The organism is Actibacterium ureilyticum, from assembly GCF_002285435.1.
Lineage (GTDB): Bacteria > Pseudomonadota > Alphaproteobacteria > Rhodobacterales > Rhodobacteraceae > Actibacterium_C > Actibacterium_C ureilyticum.
Map to the genome: position 1 here is coordinate 1 of NZ_NSBT01000010.1, position 21997 is coordinate 21997.

The 21997-nt window shown below is 59.4% G+C and carries 16 protein-coding genes; 13 read left to right on the forward strand and 3 right to left on the reverse strand.

The genetic code is table 11. From position 1 onward, the window contains the following. The first annotated feature begins 105 nt into the window (after positions 1-105). Both CLM60_RS01860 and CLM60_RS20590 read left to right on the forward strand, forming a co-directional pair. The gene (locus tag CLM60_RS01860; protein ID WP_093037018.1) at positions 106-738 is read left to right on the forward strand and encodes a tyrosine-type recombinase/integrase; all 633 of its coding nucleotides are present in this window, start codon (positions 106-108) and stop codon (positions 736-738) included. A gap of 343 nt (positions 739-1081) precedes the next feature. After that, positions 1082-3856 (forward strand): hypothetical protein, encoded by a 2775-nt coding sequence (locus CLM60_RS20590; RefSeq protein ID WP_141246442.1) that lies wholly within the window; start codon positions 1082-1084, stop codon positions 3854-3856. Positions 3857-4088: 232 nt separating this feature from the next. On the opposite strand, the gene CLM60_RS01880 is transcribed toward CLM60_RS20590, so the two are convergent. After that, positions 4089-4853: a DeoR/GlpR family DNA-binding transcription regulator gene (locus CLM60_RS01880; RefSeq protein WP_095587535.1), complete on the reverse strand. Its 765-nt coding sequence runs from the start codon at positions 4851-4853 to the stop codon at positions 4089-4091. A gap of 258 nt (positions 4854-5111) precedes the next feature. On the opposite strand from CLM60_RS01880, the gene glpD reads away from it, so the two are divergent. The 11 genes from glpD (at position 5112) to CLM60_RS01935 (ending at position 17668) form a co-directional block, all read left to right on the forward strand. Beyond that, complete coding sequence (gene glpD, locus CLM60_RS01885) at positions 5112-6710, forward strand: glycerol-3-phosphate dehydrogenase (protein ID WP_095587536.1); 1599 nt, start codon at positions 5112-5114, stop codon at positions 6708-6710. Between the two features lie 13 nt (positions 6711-6723). Beyond that, positions 6724-7812, forward strand: a complete 1089-nt coding sequence (locus CLM60_RS01890) for an ABC transporter ATP-binding protein (protein WP_095587537.1) — start codon at positions 6724-6726, stop codon at positions 7810-7812. Positions 7813-7823: 11 nt separating this feature from the next. After that, on the forward strand, positions 7824-8960 hold the full coding sequence (locus tag CLM60_RS01895; RefSeq protein WP_095587538.1) for an ABC transporter ATP-binding protein: 1137 nt from the start codon (positions 7824-7826) through the stop codon (positions 8958-8960). 72 nt (positions 8961-9032) lie between these two features. Beyond that, positions 9033-9902, forward strand: coding sequence for a carbohydrate ABC transporter permease (locus CLM60_RS01900; protein ID WP_095587539.1), 870 nt, complete (start codon positions 9033-9035; stop codon positions 9900-9902). A 12-nt stretch (positions 9903-9914) separates the two neighbouring features. Further along, a complete protein-coding gene (locus CLM60_RS01905) occupies positions 9915-10757 on the forward strand; it encodes a carbohydrate ABC transporter permease (RefSeq protein WP_407648171.1) in 843 nt (280 codons plus the stop codon). Between the two features lie 24 nt (positions 10758-10781). Continuing rightward, positions 10782-11054, forward strand: a complete 273-nt coding sequence (locus CLM60_RS01910) for a DUF2160 domain-containing protein (protein WP_095587541.1) — start codon at positions 10782-10784, stop codon at positions 11052-11054. Positions 11055-11142: 88 nt separating this feature from the next. Next, on the forward strand, positions 11143-12855 hold the full coding sequence (locus CLM60_RS01915) for an ABC transporter substrate-binding protein (protein WP_095587542.1): 1713 nt from the start codon (positions 11143-11145) through the stop codon (positions 12853-12855). Positions 12856-12960: 105 nt separating this feature from the next. Continuing rightward, positions 12961-14439, forward strand: a complete 1479-nt coding sequence (gene glpK, locus CLM60_RS01920) for a glycerol kinase GlpK (protein WP_095587543.1) — start codon at positions 12961-12963, stop codon at positions 14437-14439. A gap of 2 nt (positions 14440-14441) precedes the next feature. Beyond that, positions 14442-15449, forward strand: coding sequence for a class 1 fructose-bisphosphatase (locus CLM60_RS01925; RefSeq protein ID WP_095587544.1), 1008 nt, complete (start codon positions 14442-14444; stop codon positions 15447-15449). Between the two features lie 15 nt (positions 15450-15464). Next, positions 15465-16532, forward strand: coding sequence for a class II fructose-bisphosphate aldolase (gene fba, locus CLM60_RS01930; protein WP_095587545.1), 1068 nt, complete (start codon positions 15465-15467; stop codon positions 16530-16532). Beyond that, positions 16529-17668 (forward strand): iron-containing alcohol dehydrogenase, encoded by a 1140-nt coding sequence (locus tag CLM60_RS01935; RefSeq protein WP_095587546.1) that lies wholly within the window; start codon positions 16529-16531, stop codon positions 17666-17668. The genes fba and CLM60_RS01935 overlap by 4 nt, the downstream gene beginning before the upstream one ends. Positions 17669-17933: 265 nt before the next feature. On the opposite strand, the gene CLM60_RS01940 is transcribed toward CLM60_RS01935, so the two are convergent. Both CLM60_RS01940 and CLM60_RS01945 read right to left on the reverse strand, forming a co-directional pair. Continuing rightward, a complete protein-coding gene (locus CLM60_RS01940; protein ID WP_095587547.1) occupies positions 17934-19934 on the reverse strand; it encodes a type IV secretory system conjugative DNA transfer family protein in 2001 nt (666 codons plus the stop codon). Between the two features lie 8 nt (positions 19935-19942). Further along, on the reverse strand, positions 19943-21997 hold a 2055-nt coding region (locus CLM60_RS01945; RefSeq protein ID WP_095587548.1), incomplete at its 5' end, for a relaxase/mobilization nuclease domain-containing protein.

Below are 21997 nucleotides of genomic sequence, written 5' to 3' on the forward strand. Positions count from 1 at the left end.
GGGCTCCAAGCCGACCTCGGATGCGACGCAGCATCCTGTGATATGGTGGCATCGTCAACGTCGGGTTGTCGTTGTGGGAGGGCATGGCGGATCGGAGGATCAGTCATGGAAACACCAAACTTACCGGCCATTCGTGCGCTTCGCCCCGCATGGAACAAGGGTCGCATCGTTGGTCAGAAGCGGCCTTTGAAACCCAAACACGTTTGGGCAATCCGCGTTCGACTTGAACTGGCCGAGAACCATCGCGACCTTGCGCTGTTCAATATGGCCATCGACAGCAAACTGCGCGGCTGCGACCTGGTGAAGATGAAAGTCGTCGACGTCATGGCGTCTGGTCAGATCAAAGAACGGGCATCGGTCCTTCAAAGCAAAACCCAGAAACCTGTGCGATTTGAGATATCCGAGGGCACACGCGCCTCTGTCGAAAAGTGGATGGAAGATGAGCTCATGGTCGGCTCGGAGTACCTTTGGCCGGGTCGGTTCCATGAACGTCTGCACATCTCGACACGCCAGTACGCCCGGATCGTCCGAGATTGGGTCACGTCGATCGGTCTGGAGGCCAGCGCATACGGAACGCATTCGATGAGGCGAACAAAGGTGACCCAGATCTACAAGAAGACGGGCAACCTGAGGGCGGTCCAGCTGCTACTTGGGCACACCAAAATGGACAGCACCGTCCGGTATCTCGGCGTGGAACTGGAAGATGCCCTTGCGATTGCAGAGGCCATTGAAATCTAGCAACTTGGGCCGTCTTCGCGGGCGGCCCATACCGGCCATTCATCTTGTCCGGCCATGCTGCAGTGCAGCTTCACCGAACCGGACATTCGCGGCAGGCTAAAATACTTCTCTAGCAAGCGTGTGTTGAGCTTCTGATATGCTAAGCTTTGACCCACTACGTGTATTTTGATTTTCGGATTTCGAAGCGCTGCCGAGTTAGGAGTTTGCCTTGCCTATATTGAAATCACCTGCCGAATTGTCCGATTGGCGGAGCGGTTCAGATGGGGACTTGATCACTGCTCACCAAGAGCTTGCCCAAGTGTCACCCGGTCTCCGTCCATCATCGGGAGCTAATCTAACGACCGTGGAATTGCTGATCAAGGAAGCTCCAGATCTTGATCCCTTGTCCGTTTTTTTTGAAGCTTCTAACCCCTGGGAGGAAACGCTACGAGATCTTCGTAGCGCGCAAGACGAGCTGGTGACAAAGCACTGGATCGAACGCAACATCGTGACAGGCCCTCTAGATGCGATGATTTATGGTCTTAGCTTGGTGCCACGCCTCACTCCTATGGAGGGGACCGCGATTTACGCTGCTACCAAACTCCTAGAGGGGCAGCGCGCTATCCTAGAGCACGGTGTTCTTCAAGTTCAGGCGAAAAAGCGAGCGGCTTTGGCTCGCCACGCTATTCGCAGGCTTATGATGGAAGATGACCGACCGTATGGTATGCTCTTCCCAATTGGCGATCCGGAACGAGTCAAGGCTAACATCAAAAGAGCTCAAGCTTTGCTTCGAGATGACTTCTCTGATCTGGATCCGGATATGCGCGAGGAAGTCCTTCATGGAATGCTCGATGCTATGACATCGTTAGTAGAGGCAAACCCAGCCGCAAATGCCGAAGAGACACCGGAAGATCTGAATCAGCCATACGATGCTCAAGAGGCCAAACAAGTAGCCAAAGACGCTCAACTCGCGACGAAAGCTGCAAGAGCAGTAATTGAGCAAAAGAAGAGGGACATGCAGGCATCTGTCGATCTTTCGGCCAAGCTTGTAAAAATTATCGTCCGCCTGGAGGCTCAAGGCCAATTGAAGCCCTCTGATCAAGAAAGAATAAAGCAACTTGGCAAGGATATCACTGCTGCGACCGGCGCGGCGCAGTCAGTAGTTTCTGCCGCTGAAGCCCTTGGTCTGCCAGCAGACACAGCCGCAGATCTAAACAAGGCCGTCGCGATCGTTTCAAATGCAGCCATGTTGTATGTCGGAATTAAAACAAATCCGGCACAGGCAATTACCGCAGCAGCCAACTTGATCACATTGTTTGCCGGGCGCAAACGCAAAGACCCTGCGGCGGCACGTCATAAAGCCGTCATGAATGCGCTAAGTACAATATTTAAGCAGAACCAACAAATCATGGAGAACCAACGGGTTATATTTGACAGTCTGGATCGGCTCTCGGATTCGGTCTATGCGATTCAACGTAATCAAGCCGCTCTATTTGGTTTAGGCTTAGCAACATTGGACGCTGTGTTGTTGAACAGGGGCTTGATCGTTCGCGCAACTACAGGTCCAATTGCTCTGCTAGAAGATGCTGTAGCTGAGTTCGAGCGTTTACGTGGCAGCAATGGAGTCACTTATGACATGCTGCAGACATTTTTTTCCGGTTACACAGGGGATGTGACACGCGGACTTAGCAGCTTAAGAACTGTCCTTAGACCTTTGTCTCAGATACATCCGGTGTTGCTGCAAACAACCTATCGAGACGGTGCGCGCGCTGAAATTCAAACAGAGGGGCATGTAAATTACTTTGAGGTTGGAAGTTCCGCATCAGGTAAACTTCGCGACGAAGACGAGCGTCGCTATACGCTATGTCGAACAGCTTGGATGCACGGTGGAACAAAGCGCGATCCTCGGATCCTCACAGAGTTCGGAACTTACTGCTCCGTATATGATCAGACGCAACTCGGAAAACTAGACCTTGGACTGAAGCATACTTGGGACGGAACCTTGCCTCCAAGTCTTCTCGAAATCGGTCTCGTTTGGCGTCTAGGAACTTTGGCACTTAGATCTCATCAGTTCCATCAATTTTTGAGCGAATTGACCGGAAGTCCGTCCCTCCGTCCACTCAATGACATTCAAAACCAACCTGCTCAAAACAACTTAGGAAGGTACCTTCTAGAGAAAGCGCTATCCCACGTCGACTGCGCGCTAGCACAAAGCTACCTGATGACCGGTCGATTTGCATCGATAGATTACCTGTTGGCTCTTCAAAGTGGCAAGAACGGTGCAATGGGTCGTACAATGATTGAACTGGACAGGTATGGCCCAGAACACCCAATGGCTAGTGTCAATTCCATATCATACGAATTCGCGCCTGCACTTTGGTCAACAGTATTGGAGAATGACGAAATTAAGTTGGACACTAGTTGGATTGACCGATTTTATGAAATCCTGCCTCAGTTTTCCGACGCTGAAGCTGTAAAGCAAGCTATGGAGAAATATTATGGTCTCCAAGGCTCGATAGACGGATTTATGTATACGCTATCAGGCGAAGACCAGGCTCTGGTAGACGAGTACTTTGAGGTCACGGACCAAGCATACTCCGAATTACAAAAAATTTCCTCGGAGTTTTTTCAGGGCTCTGGTGTCATCGAGCTCGAATTCACTCACTCTTACAAAGATGTCGCAGTAAGTCTCAAGAGCGTTTCGATGAGCCTTGCTGACCTCCCTAACGACATTCGCGCCATTGCAGAAGGGATCGGTGGATTGGTCGATGACGGGCGCTTGGAGATCGATGCGGAAAAGATTATTGAAGGACGTGACGCGGAGTATTTTAGGGATGGTATCGCCGAGTTGGCTGAGCATTTTGTCACAATGGGTAATGCTCGAAAACTAGGCGTTGATCATCCCTCGTTGTCGGACAAAGTCCCAGATGCAATGCGTGCCCTATCTCTCTATAGCAACTTGAGCGAAGATAGATTTCGTGGCGGCACTGCTGAATTGAGGGCATTGCGAGCTGCACTCATTGGTGCTCTGGCGGAATATGACATATCAGACGAGGTGTTAAATGCCCGTAAGAAGCTTAACGTCGCGGTTGCCCTGTCCGCAGCGGATCTAAAGCTGAAACCAATCGAAGAGACCTAGTCGGCTGCAAAAGAGACAAGAACAAAAGGACCTTGAACGTCATGTCGAGACGGCCCATAGCCGCCCTAGTGCACCTCCTGAAAATGCTGCGGTGGCAACCCGCTTTCCTGCCATTCGCTGCATATGAGAAGCTATAGATATGCCAATGAAAAACGGAAAGCTGCGGCCGCAGCTGGCCACGTCCCGCGTTGCGGCGCCTTCCCGATTTCGGGGCGCGCTATGGCATGCGGCGTTACTGATCAGCGACGACGATCTTTGTCCGCCACGCGTCACATGACGCAGCCAAATCTCTGGGCAGCGGCCTATCCGTAAAAAATGTGTCGATATCGGCGAGCGACGCAATCCGCGCCGGGGCGCTGCGCGACAGCTTTGACTGGTCGGCTACCAGATAGGTTTTGCGGGATTGGCGCAGGATGGCCTGGCTGACGGTCACTTCCTGAATGTCGAAATCCAGCAAATCGCCCTCGACGTCGAGCGCGGAACAACCAATCACCGCCAGATCGAATTTGAATTGGCGAATGGTCTCCGTGGCCAGATTGCCGACCAGACCGCCATCGGCGCGCCGCAGCTGGCCACCTGTCACGATAATTTCGCAGTCCCTGTTGCCGGCAAGAATGTTGGCCACGTTCATATTGTTCGTGACCACCATGAGGTTTTCATGATGCATCAGTTCCTGTGCGACGGCCTCGGTTGACGTGCCGATATTGAGAAACAGCGAAATGCCGTTGGGGATCTCGGCGGCACAGGCGCGGGCCATGGCGCGTTTTTCTTCAGCTTTGAGGGCACGGCGCTCTTCATAGCCGATATTGGTCGTGCCTGACGGCAAGACCGCCCCGCCATGCACCCGTTCCAGCCGACCCGCATCGGCAAGGTCGGTCAAGTCTCGGCGAATGGTCTGCAGTGTAACGTCAAAATGCCGGGCCAGCCCTTCGACCGTCACCTTGCCTTCACGACGCGCGATCTCAAGAATTTCGGGATGGCGGAATGTTTGCGACATGATCTTCCTTTTCACCAATGTTCGTTTGTGGCCGGGTCCATGCCGGTTTGGGGTAGGAGAATCGCGAAAAACGAATGAAAAGGCAATAAAAATTCTTCTGTTTGGCGCTGTGCTGGCTGTAATCGCTCGGATTTACGCCAGATAAGCCTTTGATAAACGGGTAAAAGTGTAAAACCGAACACCAACGAACAAATAGTTGTTGCGATATGTCGGTGATTTCGCCACAAATGTGGCACAACGCGCTTGGAGGAGAATCGCGTGGAACACCCGAACGATACGGAAATCACTGACCTGTTCATCATTGGTGGCGGCATCAATGGCTGCGGTATCGCCCGGGATGCGGCGGGCCGTGGGCTGACGGTGGCGCTGGCCGAGATGAACGACCTTGCTTCCGCCACATCTTCGGCGTCGACCAAGCTGTTTCACGGCGGGCTGCGCTATCTCGAATATTTCGAATTCCGGCTGGTGCGCGAGGCGCTGATCGAGCGTGAAACACTGTTGAAGGCGATGCCGCATATCAGCTGGCCGATGCGTTTTGTGCTTCCATATCATAAGGATATGCGTTTTGAGTCGGATACGCCAACCTCGAAACTCCTCAGCCTGTTCATGCCCTGGATGAAAGGGCGTAGGCCCGCATGGCTGATCCGGCTGGGGCTGTTCATGTATGACCATCTGGGCGGACGCAAAATCCTGCCCGGCACGGCAACGCTGGATTTGACCGGCACCACCGAGGGCGCGCCGCTGCAGGATCGCTTTGCCAAAGCCTATGAATATTCCGATTGCTGGGTCGAGGATTCGCGCCTTGTCGTGCTCAATGCCCGTGACGCCGAAGCGCGTGGTGCACATATCATGACCCGCACGCAGGTGGTCAGCGCGACCAACGAAAACGGCATCTGGCGCATCGAAACGCGCAATACCGAAAACAACCATCTGCAAACCTTTTATGCCCGGATGCTGGTAAATGCCGGTGGTCCGTGGGTTGGCGACATCATCCAGACCAAAGTGCGGCTGAACTCGCGCGAAGGTGTGCGGCTGGTGCGCGGCAGCCACATCGTGACCCGCAAACTCTACGATCACGACAAGTGCTATTTCTTTCAGGGCACCGACGGGCGGATCATCTTTTCGATCCCCTATGAGACCGATTTCACCCTGATCGGCACCACCGACGCGGAACATGCCGACCCGTCGGTCAAACCGGAATGCACGCCCGAGGAACAGGACTACCTGCTGGGCTTTGCCAACCAGTATTTCAAACAGCAACTGACCCGCGATGATGTGGTCTGGACCTATTCCGGGGTGCGTCCGCTTTATGATGACGGCGCTAGCAGCGCCACGGCGGCGACGCGGGACTATACGCTAAAGGTCGATACCAGCGCGGGCGCGCCGGTGCTCAATATTTTTGGCGGCAAGATCACAACCTACCGCCGTCTCGCGGAAAGCGCGATGGACAAAATCGGGGAGCACCTGACGCTGGCCAAGGGCAAATGGACTGCGGGCGTTCCCCTGCCTGGTGGCGATTTCCCGGTGGATGGCGTGGCGGGCCTGATGGCCGATCTGCAATCCCGTTTCCCGTTCCTGAGCGATTTCTGGGCCAGGCGGCTGGTACGCGCCTACGGCACGGAAGCCTCCGACATCCTTGGCAATGCGGAGCAAGCTTCTGATATGGGTCAGGATTTTGGCGCCACGCTGACTGAGGCCGAGATCGCTTGGCTTATGACACATGAATATGCGCGCACGGCAGAAGACGTGATCTGGCGGCGTAACAAACTGGGACTGCGTTTGAGCAAAGAGCAGGTCCAGGCACTTGACGACTGGATGGCGCAGCGCCGCCATCCATCACCCGCGGCGGCGGAATAAGGAGGAGGACCTGATGACGCTGGAACTGAGAGGCGTATCAAAGACCGTCGAGGGGCAGACCCATATCTTCCCGACGGATCTGACGCTGGAAAAAGGCACGATGAATGTGCTGCTTGGACCGACCCTGTCGGGCAAGACATCGCTGATGCGGCTGATGGCCGGGCTTGATGTGCCCGCCACGGGGCAGGTCTTTTGGAACGATCAGGATGTGACCGGACAGCGGGTTCAGGATCGCAAGGTCGCGATGGTGTATCAGCAATTCATCAACTACCCGTCGATGAGCGTGTATGACAACATCGCCTCGCCGATGAAGCTGATGGGCGTGAACAAGGCCGAGATCGACACCCGCGTGCGCGAAACCGCGGAGTTGATGAAGCTCACCCCGATGCTGGAGCGCAAGCCGCTGGAGTTGTCAGGCGGTCAGCAACAGCGCTGTGCGCTGGCGCGGGCGCTGGTCAAGAATGCCGGTCTGGTGCTGCTCGATGAGCCGCTTGCGAACCTCGACTACAAGCTGCGCGAAGAGCTGCGGGTCGAGATTCCGAAAATTTTCGAAGCTTCCGGCTCGATCTTTGTCTACGCCACCACGGAACCCGAGGAGGCGCTTCTGCTGGGCGGCAATGTCGCCACCCTGTCCGAAGGCCGCATCACCCAGTTCGGCCCGACCCCGTCGGTCTACCGCCAGCCGGTGGATGCCACCACGGCGCGGGTGTTCTCGGACCCGCCGATGAACTTCCTGCCGATTTCCAAGACCGGCAACCGGATCATGTTCGGCGACGGTCAGAGCGCGGCGGCGACAGGCAAGCTCGCGGAACTGGCCGATGGCCGTTACACCGCCGGGTTCCGCCCGAACCATCTGGAAATCAATCAGCATTCTCCGGATGTCATGCAATTCGCCACCAAACTGTCGGTGACCGAGCTGACCGGGTCGGAGACCTTCGTGCATCTCGACCATTTCGGCGAGCGCTGGGTCGGTCTGATCCATGGTGTGCATGAGCTGGACCTGGGCGCGCGGCTCGATGTCTGGCTGGACCCCCGCCATGTCTACATTTTTGGCGAAGACGGCAAGCTGGTGGCACCTGCCGCTTATGCGCTCGCGGCCTGAGGGAGGGAACCATGGCCAAGATCACACTTGATAACCTCGCGCATTCCTACCTGCCCAATCCGGGCAGCGAAGATGACTTTGCGCTGAAGGAACTGAACCATGACTGGACCGACGGCGAAGCCTATGCGCTGCTGGGCTCGTCGGGCTGTGGCAAGTCCACGCTGCTCAACATCATCTCGGGGCTTTTGCACCCGAGCCAGGGCCGCATCCTGTTTGATGGCAAGGACGTGACACACGCCCCCACCGCCGAACGCAATATTGCCCAGGTGTTCCAGTTCCCGGTCGTCTACGACACGATGACCGTGCATGACAATCTTGCCTTCCCGCTGCGCAACCGTGGCAGGGACGAGAGCTATGTCGCGGAGCGCGTTCAGGAAATCGCCCGCATGATCGGCATGGAAGACATGCTGCGCAAAAAGGCGCGCGGTCTCACCGCCGATGCCAAGCAAAAGATTTCGCTGGGCCGTGGCATGGTGCGCAAGGACGTGAACGCGCTCTTGTTTGACGAGCCGCTGACCGTGATCGACCCGCATATGAAATGGGAACTGCGCACCCAGCTGAAGCAGCTGCACCATGATTTCGGGCACACCATGATCTACGTCACCCATGACCAGACCGAGGCGCTGACTTTCGCCGACAAGGTTGTGGTCATGTATGACGGTCGCGTTGTGCAGATCGGCACGCCCGAAGAGCTGTTCGAGCGTCCCGAGCATACTTTCGTCGGCTATTTCATCGGCTCGCCCGGCATGAACGTGATCCCGGCGCGGATCGACGGCAACAAGGCCTATGTGAACGGCTCCTATGTCGAGCTCGCGCAGGGCTACAAGCCGCTGGATGGCAAGGTCGAGATCGGCGTACGCCCGGAATTCGCGCGCCTGTCGCAGTCCGAAGGCCTGCCGGTCAAGGTGCGCCGTGTCGAGGATGTGGGCCGTCACAAGATCATCCGCGCCGAGTTCTTTGGCAGCGATATCAATATCATCGCGGGCGAAGACGACCATATCAGCGCTGATATGAACCGGGTCACATTCGATGCGAACCGCGTCAATGTTTACGCCAATGACTGGCGCGTCAACGGGAGGCCGCGTGATGGAGGGCCGTCCGATCCTGACACCGCAACAGATCATGGAACGCCAGATCCAAATGGTTGACCGTTTCCTCGATCAGGCATCCGCACAAATCGCGCGCCCCGTGGCGCACTCGTCCGGGGAGGGGGCGAAGTAATGGAAAAGACAGTCAATCAAAAGGCATGGTTTCTCGTCTTGCCTGTGCTGCTTCTGGTGGCCTTTTCGGCGGTGATCCCGCTGATGACCGTGGTCAACTACTCGGTTCAGGACACGTTTGGAAACAACCAGTTCTTCTGGGCCGGGCTTGAATGGTTCGAAGAAATGCTGCGCTCGGAGCGCATGTGGGACGCGCTTGGCCGTCAGCTCATGTTCTCGGGCATCATCCTGGCCATCGAGATCCCGCTGGGCATCTTCGTGGCGCTGAACATGCCGAAATCGGGCTTCTGGTCGTCCTTCTGCCTCGTGCTGATGTCGCTGCCGCTGCTCATTCCATGGAACGTGGTCGGCACGATCTGGCAGATCTTTGGTCGCGTCGATATCGGCCTGCTGGGCTACACGCTGGACGCGCTTGGCATCAACTACAACTACACGCAGGACATTCTAGCGGCCTGGGTCACGATCATCGTCATGGATGTATGGCACTGGACCTCGCTTGTGGCGCTGCTGGCCTTTGCCGGTCTGAAGTCGATCCCCGACGCCTATTATCAGGCGGCCAAGATCGACCAGGCGTCGCGCTGGAAGGTGTTCTGCTTCATCGAACTGCCCAAGATGATGGGCGTGCTGATGATCGCGATTCTCTTGCGCTTCATGGACAGCTTCATGATCTATACCGAGCCGTTCGTCGTCACCGGCGGTGGCCCCGGCAACGCAACCACGCTGCTGTCGATCGACCTCGTCAAGATGGCGCTGGGACAGTTCGACCTTGGACCGGCCGCGGCCTTCTCGATCATGTATTTCCTCGTGATCCTTCTCATCTCCTGGGTGTTCTACACCGTGATGACCAACCTCGAAAAGCGGGAGGGCTGATCCATGGCCGATATGACCGTAAACCAATTCTCATCCCGCGGGCTGTCTCTGCCCAAGATCAACAGCAGTCTCGTGGTGATGACCCTCTATCTCCTGTTCCTTCTGCTGCCGATCTACTGGCTGCTGAACATGAGCCTGAAGACAAACACCGAGATCCTGAACGAGTTCACTCTGTTCCCGCGTGACCTGACATTCGCCAACTACGCCACGATCCTGACCGATCCGGCCTGGTACATGGGCTATGTGAATTCGCTGATCTACGTGACGCTGAACACGGTGATCAGCCTCGCGGTGGCGCTGCCTGCAGCCTATGCCTTCTCGCGCTATCACTTCATGGGCGACAAGCACTTGTTCTTCTGGCTCTTGACCAACCGGATGGCACCGCCCGCGGTTTTCGCGCTGCCGTTCTTCCAGCTCTATTCGTCGGTGGGCCTCTTTGACACCCATATCGCCGTGGCGCTGGCGCACTGCCTGTTCAACGTGCCGCTCGCGGTGTGGATTTTGGAAGGCTTCATGCGCGGCGTGCCCAAGGAGATCGACGAGACCGCCTATATCGACGGCTACAGCTTTGGCGCCTTCTTCGTGAAGATCTTCACGCCGCTGATTGCCAGCGGAATCGGGGTCGCCGCGTTCTTCTGCTTCATGTTCTCATGGGTGGAACTGCTCTTGAGCCGCACGCTGACCACCGTGGATGCGAAACCCATCGCCGCGATCATGACCCGGACCCAAGGGGCATCGGGCATCGACTGGGGCGTGCTGGCGGCTGCCGGTATCCTGACCATCGTGCCCGGCGCGCTCGTGATCTACTTCGTCCGCAACTACATCGCCAAGGGCTTTGCCCTGGGTCGCGTGTAAGCCTGAAGAAAGGGAGGATTTCCAATGGACTGGATGGCATGGACCTGGCCGACCGCGATCTTCTTCGCCGTCATCGCCTCGCTGCTGATCACCTTCACGGTGTTGGCCATTAAATTCCCGGAAACGCCCCGCACGGGCATTCTGCGGATCGAAACCACGAGGGGCGACCGGCTCTTCATCACCCTTCTGGGCTCGGCCTTTATCAATCTGGCCTGGCTCGGGATCGTTGGGGCGCAACAACCTTACGCCCTCATCGTCTGCCTGATCTACGCCGCCGCGGTGTTCCGCTGGGTGTAGCCACAGGCACCCGTGGCCGGGACAGGAGGAGACCCGTCCACGTCTCGAACTTCCTCATTCATCGGTTCAAAATGGGAGGACAAAACCAATGAACCTCAACCTCAAATCCACCACAGCGGCGCTGCTGGTCCTTGCGGGACCTGCCTTTGCCGACATGGACGCCGCCAAAGCGTTCCTCGATGCGGAAATCGGCGATCTGTCGTCGATCAGCCGCGCCGAGCAGGAAGCGGAGATGCAGTTCTTCATCGACGCTGCCAAGCCGTTCGAGGGCATGGAGATCAAAGTCGTTTCCGAGACCATCACCACGCATGAGTACGAATCTCAGGTGCTGGCCCCGGCCTTTACCGCGATCACCGGCATCCAAGTCACACATGACCTGATTGGCGAAGGTGACGTGGTCGAGAAGCTGCAGACGCAGATGCAGTCGGGCGAAAACATCTATGACGCCTATGTCAATGACTCCGACCTGATCGGCACCCACTGGCGCTACCAGCAGGTGCGCAACCTGACCGACTGGATGGCAGGCGAAGGCGCGGCGGTGACTCTGCCGACCCTGGATCTGGAAGATTTCATCGGCCTGAGCTTCACCACCGGTCCGGATGGCAAAGTCTACCAGATGCCGACCCAGCAGTTCGCGAACCTCTACTGGTTCCGCTATGACTGGTTCAATGACCCCAAAAACCAAGAGGACTTCAAAGCGGCCTATGGCTACGATCTCGGCGTTCCGGTCAACTGGTCGGCCTATGAGGACATCGCGGAATTCTTCACCGGGCGCGACCTGTCGCATCTGGGTGTCGAAGGCGAAGTCTTTGGCAACATGGACTACGGCAAGAAAGACCCCTCGCTAGGCTGGCGCTACACCGATGCGTGGATGTCCATGGCTGGCATGGGAGACGTGGGTGAGCCCAACGGTTTGCCCGTTGACGAATGGGGCATTCGTGTGAACGAAAACTCCCAGCCGACCGGTTCCTGTGTGGCCCGTGGCGGTGCAACCAACTCTCCGGCAGCTGTCTACGCAGTGGAAAAAGCCATCGAGTGGCTGAACAAGTACTCGCCGCCCGCCGCCGCAGGCATGACCTTCTCCGAGGCAGGCCCGATCCCGGCCCAGGGCAACGTGGCCCAGCAGATGTTCTGGTACACCGCTTTCACCGCCGACACGGTCAAGCCGGGTCTTCCGGTGATGAACGAGGACGGTACGCCGAAATGGCGCATGGCACCCAGCCCGCATGGCGTCTACTGGAAAGAAGGCCAGAAGGTCGGCTACCAGGACGCTGGCTCCTGGACGCTGATGCAATCCACCCCGGTGGATCGCGCGCAAGCCGCGTGGCTCTATGCCCAGTTCGTCACCTCCAAGACCGTGGACGTAAAGAAATCCCATGTGGGTCTGACCTTCATCCGCGAATCAACCGTGCAGCATGACAGCTTCACGGAGCGTGCCGACAAACTGGGTGGTCTGGTGGAATTCTACCGTTCCCCGGCACGTGTGGCATGGTCCCCGACCGGCACCAACGTTCCGGATTACCCGAAGCTGGCCCAGCTGTGGTGGCAGAATATCGGTGATGCTATGTCCGGTGCCAAGACCGCACAGGAAGCACTGGACAGCCTTTGCGCCGACCAGGAGCGAGTTCTTGAGCGTCTGGAGCGCGCCGGTATCCAGGGTGACATCGGTCCCAAGCTGAACGAAGAGATGGATGCGGAGCACTGGTTCGCCCAGCCCGGCGCCCCTTACGCCAAGCTTGAGAACGAGGACGAAGAGCCCCAGACCGTCAGCTACGATGCGTTGATCGCGTCCTGGAAGTAAGCCTTCCTCCCCGGTCGGGGCCCTACGGGGCCTCGGCCAATTCAATCCCCCACAAACTCCGCACCGGTTCGGTGCATCGCTACATCGCTTTAAGGAGAGGCGGTCATGACCCATATTCTGGCCATTGATCAGGGCACGACATCGACGCGGGCGATTGTGTATGACGCGGCAATGCAGGCCGTTGCTTCGGCGCAGGAAGAATTCCCCCAGTATTTCCCCGACAGCGGTTGGGTCGAGCATGACCCGGACGATCTCTGGGCGACCACGGCGGCGACCTGCCGGGCGGCCATCGAGAAATCCGGCGGAGCCGATATTGCCGCCATCGGCATCACCAACCAGCGCGAAACCACGCTGGTCTGGGACCGCGCCACGGGCAAGCCCATCCACAATGCCATCGTCTGGCAGGACCGGCGCACCTCGTCCATGTGCAAGGCGCTGAAAGCCGATGGGTTCGAAGAGGTGGTGACAGACCGCACCGGGCTGTTGCTGGACCCGTATTTCAGCGGCACCAAGCTGGCGTGGATACTCGACAACGTTGAAGGTGCCCGCGCCCGGGCCGAGGCCGGAGAGCTGGTCTTTGGTACGGTCGATACATGGCTGGTCTGGAACCTGACCGGCGGCAAGCAGCATGTCACCGACGCCACCAATGCCGCGCGCACGATGCTGTATGACATCCGCAAAGGGCGCTGGTCACGGACGATTTGCGACCGGCTGAACATCCCCATGTCCATGCTTCCCGAGGTGCGCGACTGTGCCGCCGATTTCGGCGAAACGCGTGCCGATCTTTTCGGCCACCCGATCCCGATCCTGGGCATCGCGGGTGATCAGCAGGCGGCCACCGTGGGTCAGGCCTGTTTCGAACCGGGGATGTTGAAATCCACTTATGGAACGGGCTGTTTCGCGCTGATCAACACGGGCGACACGCCCGTTCGGTCACAAAACCGGCTGCTCACCACCATCGCCTATCAGCTGGACGGCAAGCCGACCTATGCGCTGGAAGGCTCGATCTTTATCGCCGGTGCCGTGGTGCAATGGTTGCGCGACGGGCTGAAGATCATCCGCGAGGCCAAGGAAACCCAACCGCTGGCAGACGTCGCAGATCCGGCTCAAAACGTGGTGCTTGTGCCGGCCTTCACCGGGCTGGGCGCGCCTTATTGGAACGCCGAATGCCGCGGGGCGGTGTTTGGCCTGACCCGCGGCTCTGGGCCTGAAGAGTTAGCCCGCGCGGCGCTGGAAAGCGTGGGCTACCAGACCCGCGATCTTCTGGCAGCGATGCAGGCGGATATGGGCGGGGCAAGCGACGCGGTGCTTCGGGTCGACGGCGGCATGAGCGCCTCGGATTACACGATGCAATTCCTCTCTGACATCATCGACGCCCGCGTGGACCGGCCCAAGGTGCTGGAAACCACCGCCCTTGGCGCGGCCTGGCTCGCAGGCAGTCGCGCCGGGATCTATCCCGACATGGACGGCTTCGCCGCGACCTGGGCGCTGGAGCGCAGCTTCGAGCCGTCGATGAGCTCCGAGGACCGCGACCGAAAATATGCCGCCTGGCAACGGGCCGTGAGCGCGACGATGAGTTTCTGATCATGTCCGAACCGATCACCCTGCGCCGCTTCCTGACCCGCTATGCCGAGCCCGGCGGGCTTGATCCCAATCTCATTTTTCTGATCGAGGATATCGCCTCGGCCTGCCGTGTGATCGGCAACCGGCTGCGCAACGCGGCGTTCGAAGGCAATCACGGCCTTGCCGGGGACACCAATGTGCAGGGCGAAGATCAGAAAAAGCTCGACGTGATCGCCGACGAGGTCTTTGCCCGGATCTGCGAAAGCTCGCCGCGTCTTGCCGCGCTGGTCAGCGAAGAGCGTGAAGACGCGGTCTGGCTCAAGGAGCCGGAGGGCGGCGATTATCTCCTGTTCTACGATCCGCTGGACGGATCCTCGAATATCGACGTGAACCTGTCGGTCGGCTCGATTTTTTCGATCTGTACCGTGGGCACGGATGGCGACCGCGATGTGCTCAAGGCTGGGGACGCGCAGCACTGTTCGGGATACGCGATCTATGGCCCGACCATGATGCTGGTCCTGACCGTGGGCAGCGGCGTCTACGGGTTTTCCTGTGAATACGGCACCGGCGATTTCCGCTTGACCCATCCGCGCATGACGATCCCGGCGGAAACTTCCGAGTTCGCCATCAACGCCTCGCGCTATCGTCTATGGGACGCACCTGTGCGGCGCTATGTGGATGAATGCTCGGCTGGGATGACCGGCCCGTGCGGGCGCGATTTCAACATGCGCTGGACCGCGTCGATGGTGGCCGAGGTGCACCGTATCCTGACGCGCGGCGGCGTGTTCCTCTACCCGGTAGATGACGGCAACCGCGCAGCAGGTGGAAAACTGCGTTTGCTCTACGAGGCTAGCCCGATGGCGCTTTTGGTGGAACAAGCGGGCGGCGCCGCCACGGACGGCCATAGTCGCATTCTCGATCTTCAGCCCACGGGCCATCATCAGCGCGTGCCGGTCATCCTTGGTTCCGCCAACGAGGTGGACCGAATTGCACAATATCATACTGCGGACGCCGGTTCGGCCGCGTCCTGAGGAAAGGACCCTCCCATGGCTCTCGTATCCCTTCGTCAGCTGCTCGATCACGCGGCGGAACATGATTACGCGCTGCCCGCGTTCAACGTGAACAACATGGAGCAGATGCTGGCCATCATGGCAGCAGCGGACGCCACCCAAAGCCCGGTCATCATGCAGGCCAGCCGGGGGGCGCGCGCCTTTGCCAATGACATCGTGCTGTCGCATCTGATCCGTGCCGCGATCGAGCTTTACCCGCATATCCCCGTCTGCATGCATCAAGACCACGGCAACGCGCCAGCCACCTGCCTGTCGGCGATCACCAACGGATTTTCCTCGGTCATGATGGATGGCTCGCTGAAAGCCGATGGCAAGACACCGACCACGTTTGAAGAGAATGTCGCGGTGACGGCCAAGGTGGTCGAAATGGCGCATCTGGTGGGTGTGTCGGTCGAGGGGGAGATCGGGCATCTGGGGTCGCTCGAAACCCTGCGCGGCGAGGCGGAGGACGGGCACGGGTTCGAAGGGGCCTTGTCGCGTGAACAGCTCCTGACCGACCCGGAAGAAGCGGCCAAATTTGTGCGGCTGACCGGCGTCGATGCGCTGGCCGTGGCCATCGGGACATCGCACGGAGCCTACAAGTTCACCCGCAAACCCGATGGCGAGATCCTCGCGATTGACCGTTTGCGCGAGATTCATGCACGCTTGCCGGACACGCATCTGGTGATGCATGGCTCTTCCTCGGTGCCGCAGGATTTGCAGGATATCATCAACGCCCATGGCGGCGAGATTGCCCCGACATGGGGCGTACCGGTCGAGGAAATCCAGCAGGGCATCCGCTATGGCGTGCGCAAGGTCAACGTGGATACGGACCTGAGGCTGGCGCTGACCGGCGCGATCCGCACAGTCTTTGCCAAACATCCCGGTGAGTTCGATCCACGCAAATACCTCGCCCCCGGGATCGAGGCCATGTCCGCCGTCTGCCGCGACCGTTTCGAGCAATTCGGCAGCGTGGGCCATGCGCCGCGGATCAGGCCCATCGCCTTGTCAGACATGGCAGCGCATTATGTGCGCCAGGAAATCGGGAGCACCACCGCCGCATGACGGGTTTTGCGCTGACCGCTCCGAACCGCACGATTTTCGGTCGTGACTGTCGTGTTACGACCGCGGATGAGATCGCACGGATAGGATCCCGTGTGTTGCTGGTTCGGGGAAGGTCGGTCTCCTGGGTTGACGAACTGGCAGCGGAATTGACCCGCTTGGGCGGTTCCCTGAAGATTGTGTGTTCAGCCGGAGAACCGGATCTGGACGACGTCCGTGATGCCGTTGCCATCGCCCGGGATCACAGGGCGGAGTGCATTGTCTCGGTCGGAGGCGGAGCGATAATCGACTTGGGCAAGGCAGTTGCCGGGCTCTGCGTGAGCGAGGGCGATCCCGCGGAATATCTTGAACAGGGCAACGCATCCCCGCGACAGCTGAACGAACCGTTGCCTTTCATTGCCATGCCGACAACCGCCGGAACCGGAGCCGAAGCGACGCGGAACGCGGTGATTGGCGTTCCTGAACTGGAGGCAAAGATCAGCCTTCGCGACCCGCGCCTCGTCCCGGACCTGGCGATCGTGGATCCCGCACTGACTGACGGGTCCCCCAAAAGTCTGACGCTGGCGAGCGGGCTGGACGCGATCACCCAGTTCATCGAAAGCTATCTGTGCAACCGGGCCAATCCGGTGACGGACGCCCTGTGCGAGGCCAATATCCGACCGGCCATGGCCGCATTGCACAGGCTGATGGAAGGCGAAGATCCTCAGGCACGGGACACAATGGCGCGCGCAAGCTTTCTCAGCGGCATTGCGCTGGCGAATTCCGGCTTGGGGATCATACATGGTCTGGCCTCCGTCATCGGTGGGCGCGGTGCCCCCCATGGTGCTATCTGTGGCCGACTTCTGGCCCCTGGACTGACCGTAAATGCCGAAGCCCTGACGCGCCTATCCGCGGACACTGTGCGTTTTGACAAAGTGAACGGGTGGCTGGCCGATGGGCTTGGCGACCCCGGCGGGAGCGGAGCATCGGCCCTGCATTGCTTTATCGAGTCCAAAGGATTGCCGAGTTTGTGCGATTTAGGCATTGCCGAGTCAGAATTCGATAGTATCGCAAAGCTGAGCGCGTATGCTTCATCCACCAAAGCAAATCCCGTTGCGCTTGAACACGCAGACATCTGTCGCATCTTGCAAATCGCCTGAACGATGGGATCAAAAAGCAGCCCGTGAAAATTCGCATTGGTATGATTGTTGTCTCGGTCTGCTTCACGGGTCAGCCCGACATTCGAATCCCATTTCATACCGAAGTCACCGTGAATGATAACTTGCCTGACGAACGCATCCGAGTAATGGCGATATAGATCTCCCGGGAGATCAATGTCTGCTTTGACGATCCCCTCAGGTGCATGCTGCGAAGCGGCGAACGACCGGATTCCGCCCTCCCTGAAAGATGGCGATGCGCACCACGCTATCGAGCAACCAGCTTTTCGACATCCCCCTCTCGCAGCATCGCTTCCATATCGTCCAAGCCATCAACGGCAGAGCGCATCTGCGCCTCATCATCCACCCCCACTGTCTCGACATCCGCAACCTGGCCCTCAAAATCCATCTCCATCTGGCGCTGTTCCTCGGCGATAACGGCTTGCACGACAGGCGCGGTCCTCTTTGGAACAACATCAGATTGCCCTGACGGTTGACTGTCAACGCCCTCGTATGCCCGCTCCACATCAGCTTCAGAACTACGGGGGCCGACCGGTGGCGGTGTCATCGGCACGGCGCGCATACTCAGCGGCAGCGTGCCGTGCGATCCTCCTCCCACCGGCTCCGGAAACGGCAACTCCCCCGTCTGTGCCGCATGGATCGCCTTGAACAACCGATCGTCAAAATACTGGATCCGCTTCGCACGGACCGGCATTTGGGCATCGATGACCATGACGATCTCGTCGAGGGGCAGGCGGCGGGCCTCATCTTCAGGGAGCAAGGAACTCTCTTCGGTCCGTGTGGATTGGCTGCGGCCCTCAAAGGGGTTCTTGCCGATGGACTGTGAGCGCGTGACCACGGTCTTTGTGGTCTTGCCGACCGCCTTGCTCAGCTCCTCGACGGTCTTCTCATCCGAGGGCGTCAGGTAGAGCTTCACGCCGGCATTGCCCTGCAGGGCGCGGCGGGTGTTCTCGCCATAGATTTCATCGAGGGCGGGGATGGTTTGCGTGACCACAGCCAGGTGGCCGCGATAGGTGCGCAGGGTCTCGATGCTCTCGACCACGATGGGCATTTTTCCGAGGCGATTGAACTCGTCGAGCATGATCATCACGGGCCACGGCTCGTCTGGCCCGGGATCCTTTTCCTGCATGGCCGAGAGAAGATCGGAAAAGAAGAGCCGGATCAGCGGCGCAAGCGGCTTCACCATCAGCGGCTGGACGACGAGATAGACCGAAAAGGGCTTCTTGCGGATCGTCCGAAAATCAAAATCCGACACCGCCGTCGCCTCATCGATCGCCGGGTTCTGCCATTGATCGAGCCCCGAGGTCATCAGAAGCGAGACATAAGAGGTCAGCGTGTCGTTGTTGGTGGAGGCCAGCCGCGTGAAGATCAGTTTGGCCGCCCTGTTGTCGACCTCATGGCCCCGCGCGAAATACTCCTTCTGCTTGTTCCCGCCCGAGGCCGCGATGCGGTAGATCTCGCCCAAGGTCGGACGCTTGCGCTGGAAGGCCAGCAGGCCTGCCGCCACGAAGAGATCGATCCCGCCTTTGAGGAGGCCCTGCACCCGGTCGTTGTCGCTCTGCAGGAAGAGCGTCGCGAGAAGCTGCAATTCCATCTGCTGGCGCGCGGGATCTTTCAGTTGATAGATGCGCAGGAGCGGGTTGTAGCGATGCGTGCGCTTGCCCTCCCAATCGGTGGGGGCAAAGCGATAGACCTTGTCGCCTTGGGCCGCGCGGTGCCGGGCCGTTGCCTCGAAACACTCACCCTTCACATCGAGCGTCACGGCGGAGCCCTGCCAGGTCAGCAGGTTCGGAATGACGAACCCCGTGGTCTTGCCGCGGCCCGTGGGGGCCACGATCAGCGCATGGGGGAAGACTTTCGAGCAAATGTAATTGGCGCGGGAGCCCGGCGGCCCCAGCTTGCCGAGGATGAACCCGGTCCCAGGATTGCCGAAGAACCCGTTGGCCTTCATCTCGCGCGCAGACTGCCAATGGGTCTGGCCAAAGCGTGTGAGGGCGGACCCTGAGAGGGCGAGGCTCAGCATTAGGCCGGCGGCGGCGAAGCTGCCGATGATCAAATGGATGAGTTGGGCATCCTCCGGGCGACGATCGAGGATCGCCAGATAATTCTGCGCGATATAGGCGAAGTCGATCTCAGCCCCGAACCCGAGATCTTGGTAGGTCAACACCGCCGAGGCGATGGTGTAGCCCATGGCCCCGGTCACCAGCGTCACCAGAAAGACCCCTGTGGCGATCCGCGCCTTTCCCATGGCGGCGCTCAATGGACCTGGCCCCGCTCGTTCTCGCCATCCACGTCCGCAGCGCGGTGTTTTTCATACTCAGCATCGGCAAGATCATCGACCACCTGGCGCAAGGCCTCCGTATTGGCCGTCGCGGCATCGGATTGCAGGTAGACCTTGGCGACATAAAGCCGGTCGAGGCGGTCCTCTAGAACCTTGTCCAGCGCATCGGCATCACCGGATGTGAGCCGCACGAGTTGGCGGTCATCCAGCACCCGCGCTATCTCGCCCCGGAAGGCGTCCCGCTCCGCCTCGGTCTCGAAGGGCGCGGACAACTCCCCCGCCCGCTCATGCTCCAGGACACGCGCAATCTCGTCTGCAAGACGGTTGGCACGGTCAGTCTGCGGCGCCGTTTCACCGCGGGCTGCGAGGAGGTCGTCGCGCTTGGCAGACCCAAGCCCCTCGCGCAACTCGTTGTCGCGGCGGACCTGATTGATGGCCTCCGTGTCCCGTATCTCGACGACGGCCGCATAGGTCGCGCCGAGCCCACGGGCGAGATGGGACGGCATGTCCGGATAGCGCGCGCGCAAGTCATCCGTGACAGCATATGCAACGGGCGTGCGGAGGTCGCGTCCCTCCATGATCCGGTCGACCTCGCGGGTGATCTCGCTGGCGCGGGCCGCATCGGTGATGGTCTCCCTGTAGGGTTCAGACCGGTCGATCACATCGCCGGGGCGTGCGAGCAGGTCCGGGTGTGCTTCGAGATACGCGCGCTGCTCCGTCTCGATCCGGCGCTCCGCTCGCGATACAACCTCCCAATCCCGGTCCTCGATCTGCTGCGCTGTCAGGCCGTCTGCGCGCATCTCCTGACGGATTGTCCCTTCCATCGCCCGCACCGCGTCCCGGTGATAATGGAACCGCTCGCTGACCGGTTCCGCTTCCATGACGCCATCCCGGCGCAGCACGTTCTCCCGTTCCAAGAGCGTGCCGAGCGTGACATGCACATCGTTGAGAATGTCGCGCGCCTGTTCCAGATCGGCGCGGCGTTCGAGGTTCAGATCGCGCGCCTCGGCCACCTTGGAGAGATCATCTGCGATCCATTGATGCTCCAGCGCGGCGCTCGAGGCACCGGTCTCGATCCGGGCCACCACTTCGGATGTGCTGATCCCCGTGCCGCGCAGGGCCGCGTCGATCCGTGAGCGCAGGCCTGGCTCGGCAAGACGTTCTAGCTGGTTGGTGTCGATATTCGCCTCTGAGTAGACCCCGCCCTCCGACGGCACCTCAGACAACGTGCGAGAACGCAATCCGAGCGGCTGCATGTGCTGGACCTGCGTCTGAATCTCGATGAGGCGTTTTTCCAGCACGGGACGTTCCGCGTCAGACTTCTCGGCGATCATGCCCTGCACCCGGGCGAGCTTCTCCGCATAGAGGCTTCTCAAATCCTCAAAACTTTGATCCTCGGCCATATACACATCTCCTGTTCGGTCCACCTGCCCGCCGCGCGCCAGCACCTCGCCCGCGCGGAAGAGCGCCGCCGCAATATCCTCGCGGGCCTCCCTCGAGGCTTCCGCGGCAAGCGAGTGGTAGACGGTTCTGGTGTTGGCAATCTCCGCCAGCGTCCGCGTCAGGTCGGCCCCCACGCGTTCGCGCTCGCGGGGCGCGCGACCCTCTTCTTTCGCGGCGTAGATCTCGCTGGTCCGGGCTGGGTAATGTACAACCCCGCGATCCACCCGGCGCGTGGCCTCCAGGCGCACGCCATACTTTTCGGCCTCTTCGACCATGGCGAGACGGAAGTCGTCATAGTTGAAGCGGTGGTTGCGCCCCAGAAAGAAGAACTCGCCTTCCTGCGAGCGGCGGTTCAGCACCAGATGCGCATGCGGGTGATCCCGGTCCTCATGCACCGCGATGATGTAGTCGAAATGCCCCTTATCAGTCTGGAAGAACCGCTCGGCCACGTCCGTCGCGATGTCGCGCACATCCTCCCCACGCGTGCCCACGGGGAAGGACATGAGCATGTGGGTGGTCTGTCCGAGCTTGGGCTTGAAGCCCGCATCCCACCGCTTGGCAAAGCGCTCGGTGAGGTCCTTGATGTC

Coding starts and splice junctions, on each gene's coding strand:
- CLM60_RS01895 (WP_095587538.1), top strand. CDS start 7,824: ATGGCCAAGATCACACTTGATAACCTCGCGCATTCCTACCTGCCCAAT.
- CLM60_RS01925 (WP_095587544.1), top strand. CDS start 14,442: ATGTCCGAACCGATCACCCTGCGCCGCTTCCTGACCCGCTATGCCGAG.
- CLM60_RS01900 (WP_095587539.1), top strand. CDS start 9,033: ATGGAAAAGACAGTCAATCAAAAGGCATGGTTTCTCGTCTTGCCTGTG.
- CLM60_RS01940 (WP_095587547.1), bottom strand. CDS start 19,934: ATGGGAAAGGCGCGGATCGCCACAGGGGTCTTTCTGGTGACGCTGGTG.
- CLM60_RS01905 (WP_407648171.1), top strand. CDS start 9,915: ATGACCGTAAACCAATTCTCATCCCGCGGGCTGTCTCTGCCCAAGATC.
- CLM60_RS01860 (WP_093037018.1), top strand. CDS start 106: ATGGAAACACCAAACTTACCGGCCATTCGTGCGCTTCGCCCCGCATGG.
- glpK (WP_095587543.1), top strand. CDS start 12,961: ATGACCCATATTCTGGCCATTGATCAGGGCACGACATCGACGCGGGCG.
- CLM60_RS01915 (WP_095587542.1), top strand. CDS start 11,143: ATGAACCTCAACCTCAAATCCACCACAGCGGCGCTGCTGGTCCTTGCG.
- CLM60_RS01935 (WP_095587546.1), top strand. CDS start 16,529: ATGACGGGTTTTGCGCTGACCGCTCCGAACCGCACGATTTTCGGTCGT.
- fba (WP_095587545.1), top strand. CDS start 15,465: ATGGCTCTCGTATCCCTTCGTCAGCTGCTCGATCACGCGGCGGAACAT.
- CLM60_RS01880 (WP_095587535.1), bottom strand. CDS start 4,853: ATGTCGCAAACATTCCGCCATCCCGAAATTCTTGAGATCGCGCGTCGT.
- CLM60_RS01910 (WP_095587541.1), top strand. CDS start 10,782: ATGGACTGGATGGCATGGACCTGGCCGACCGCGATCTTCTTCGCCGTC.
- CLM60_RS01890 (WP_095587537.1), top strand. CDS start 6,724: ATGACGCTGGAACTGAGAGGCGTATCAAAGACCGTCGAGGGGCAGACC.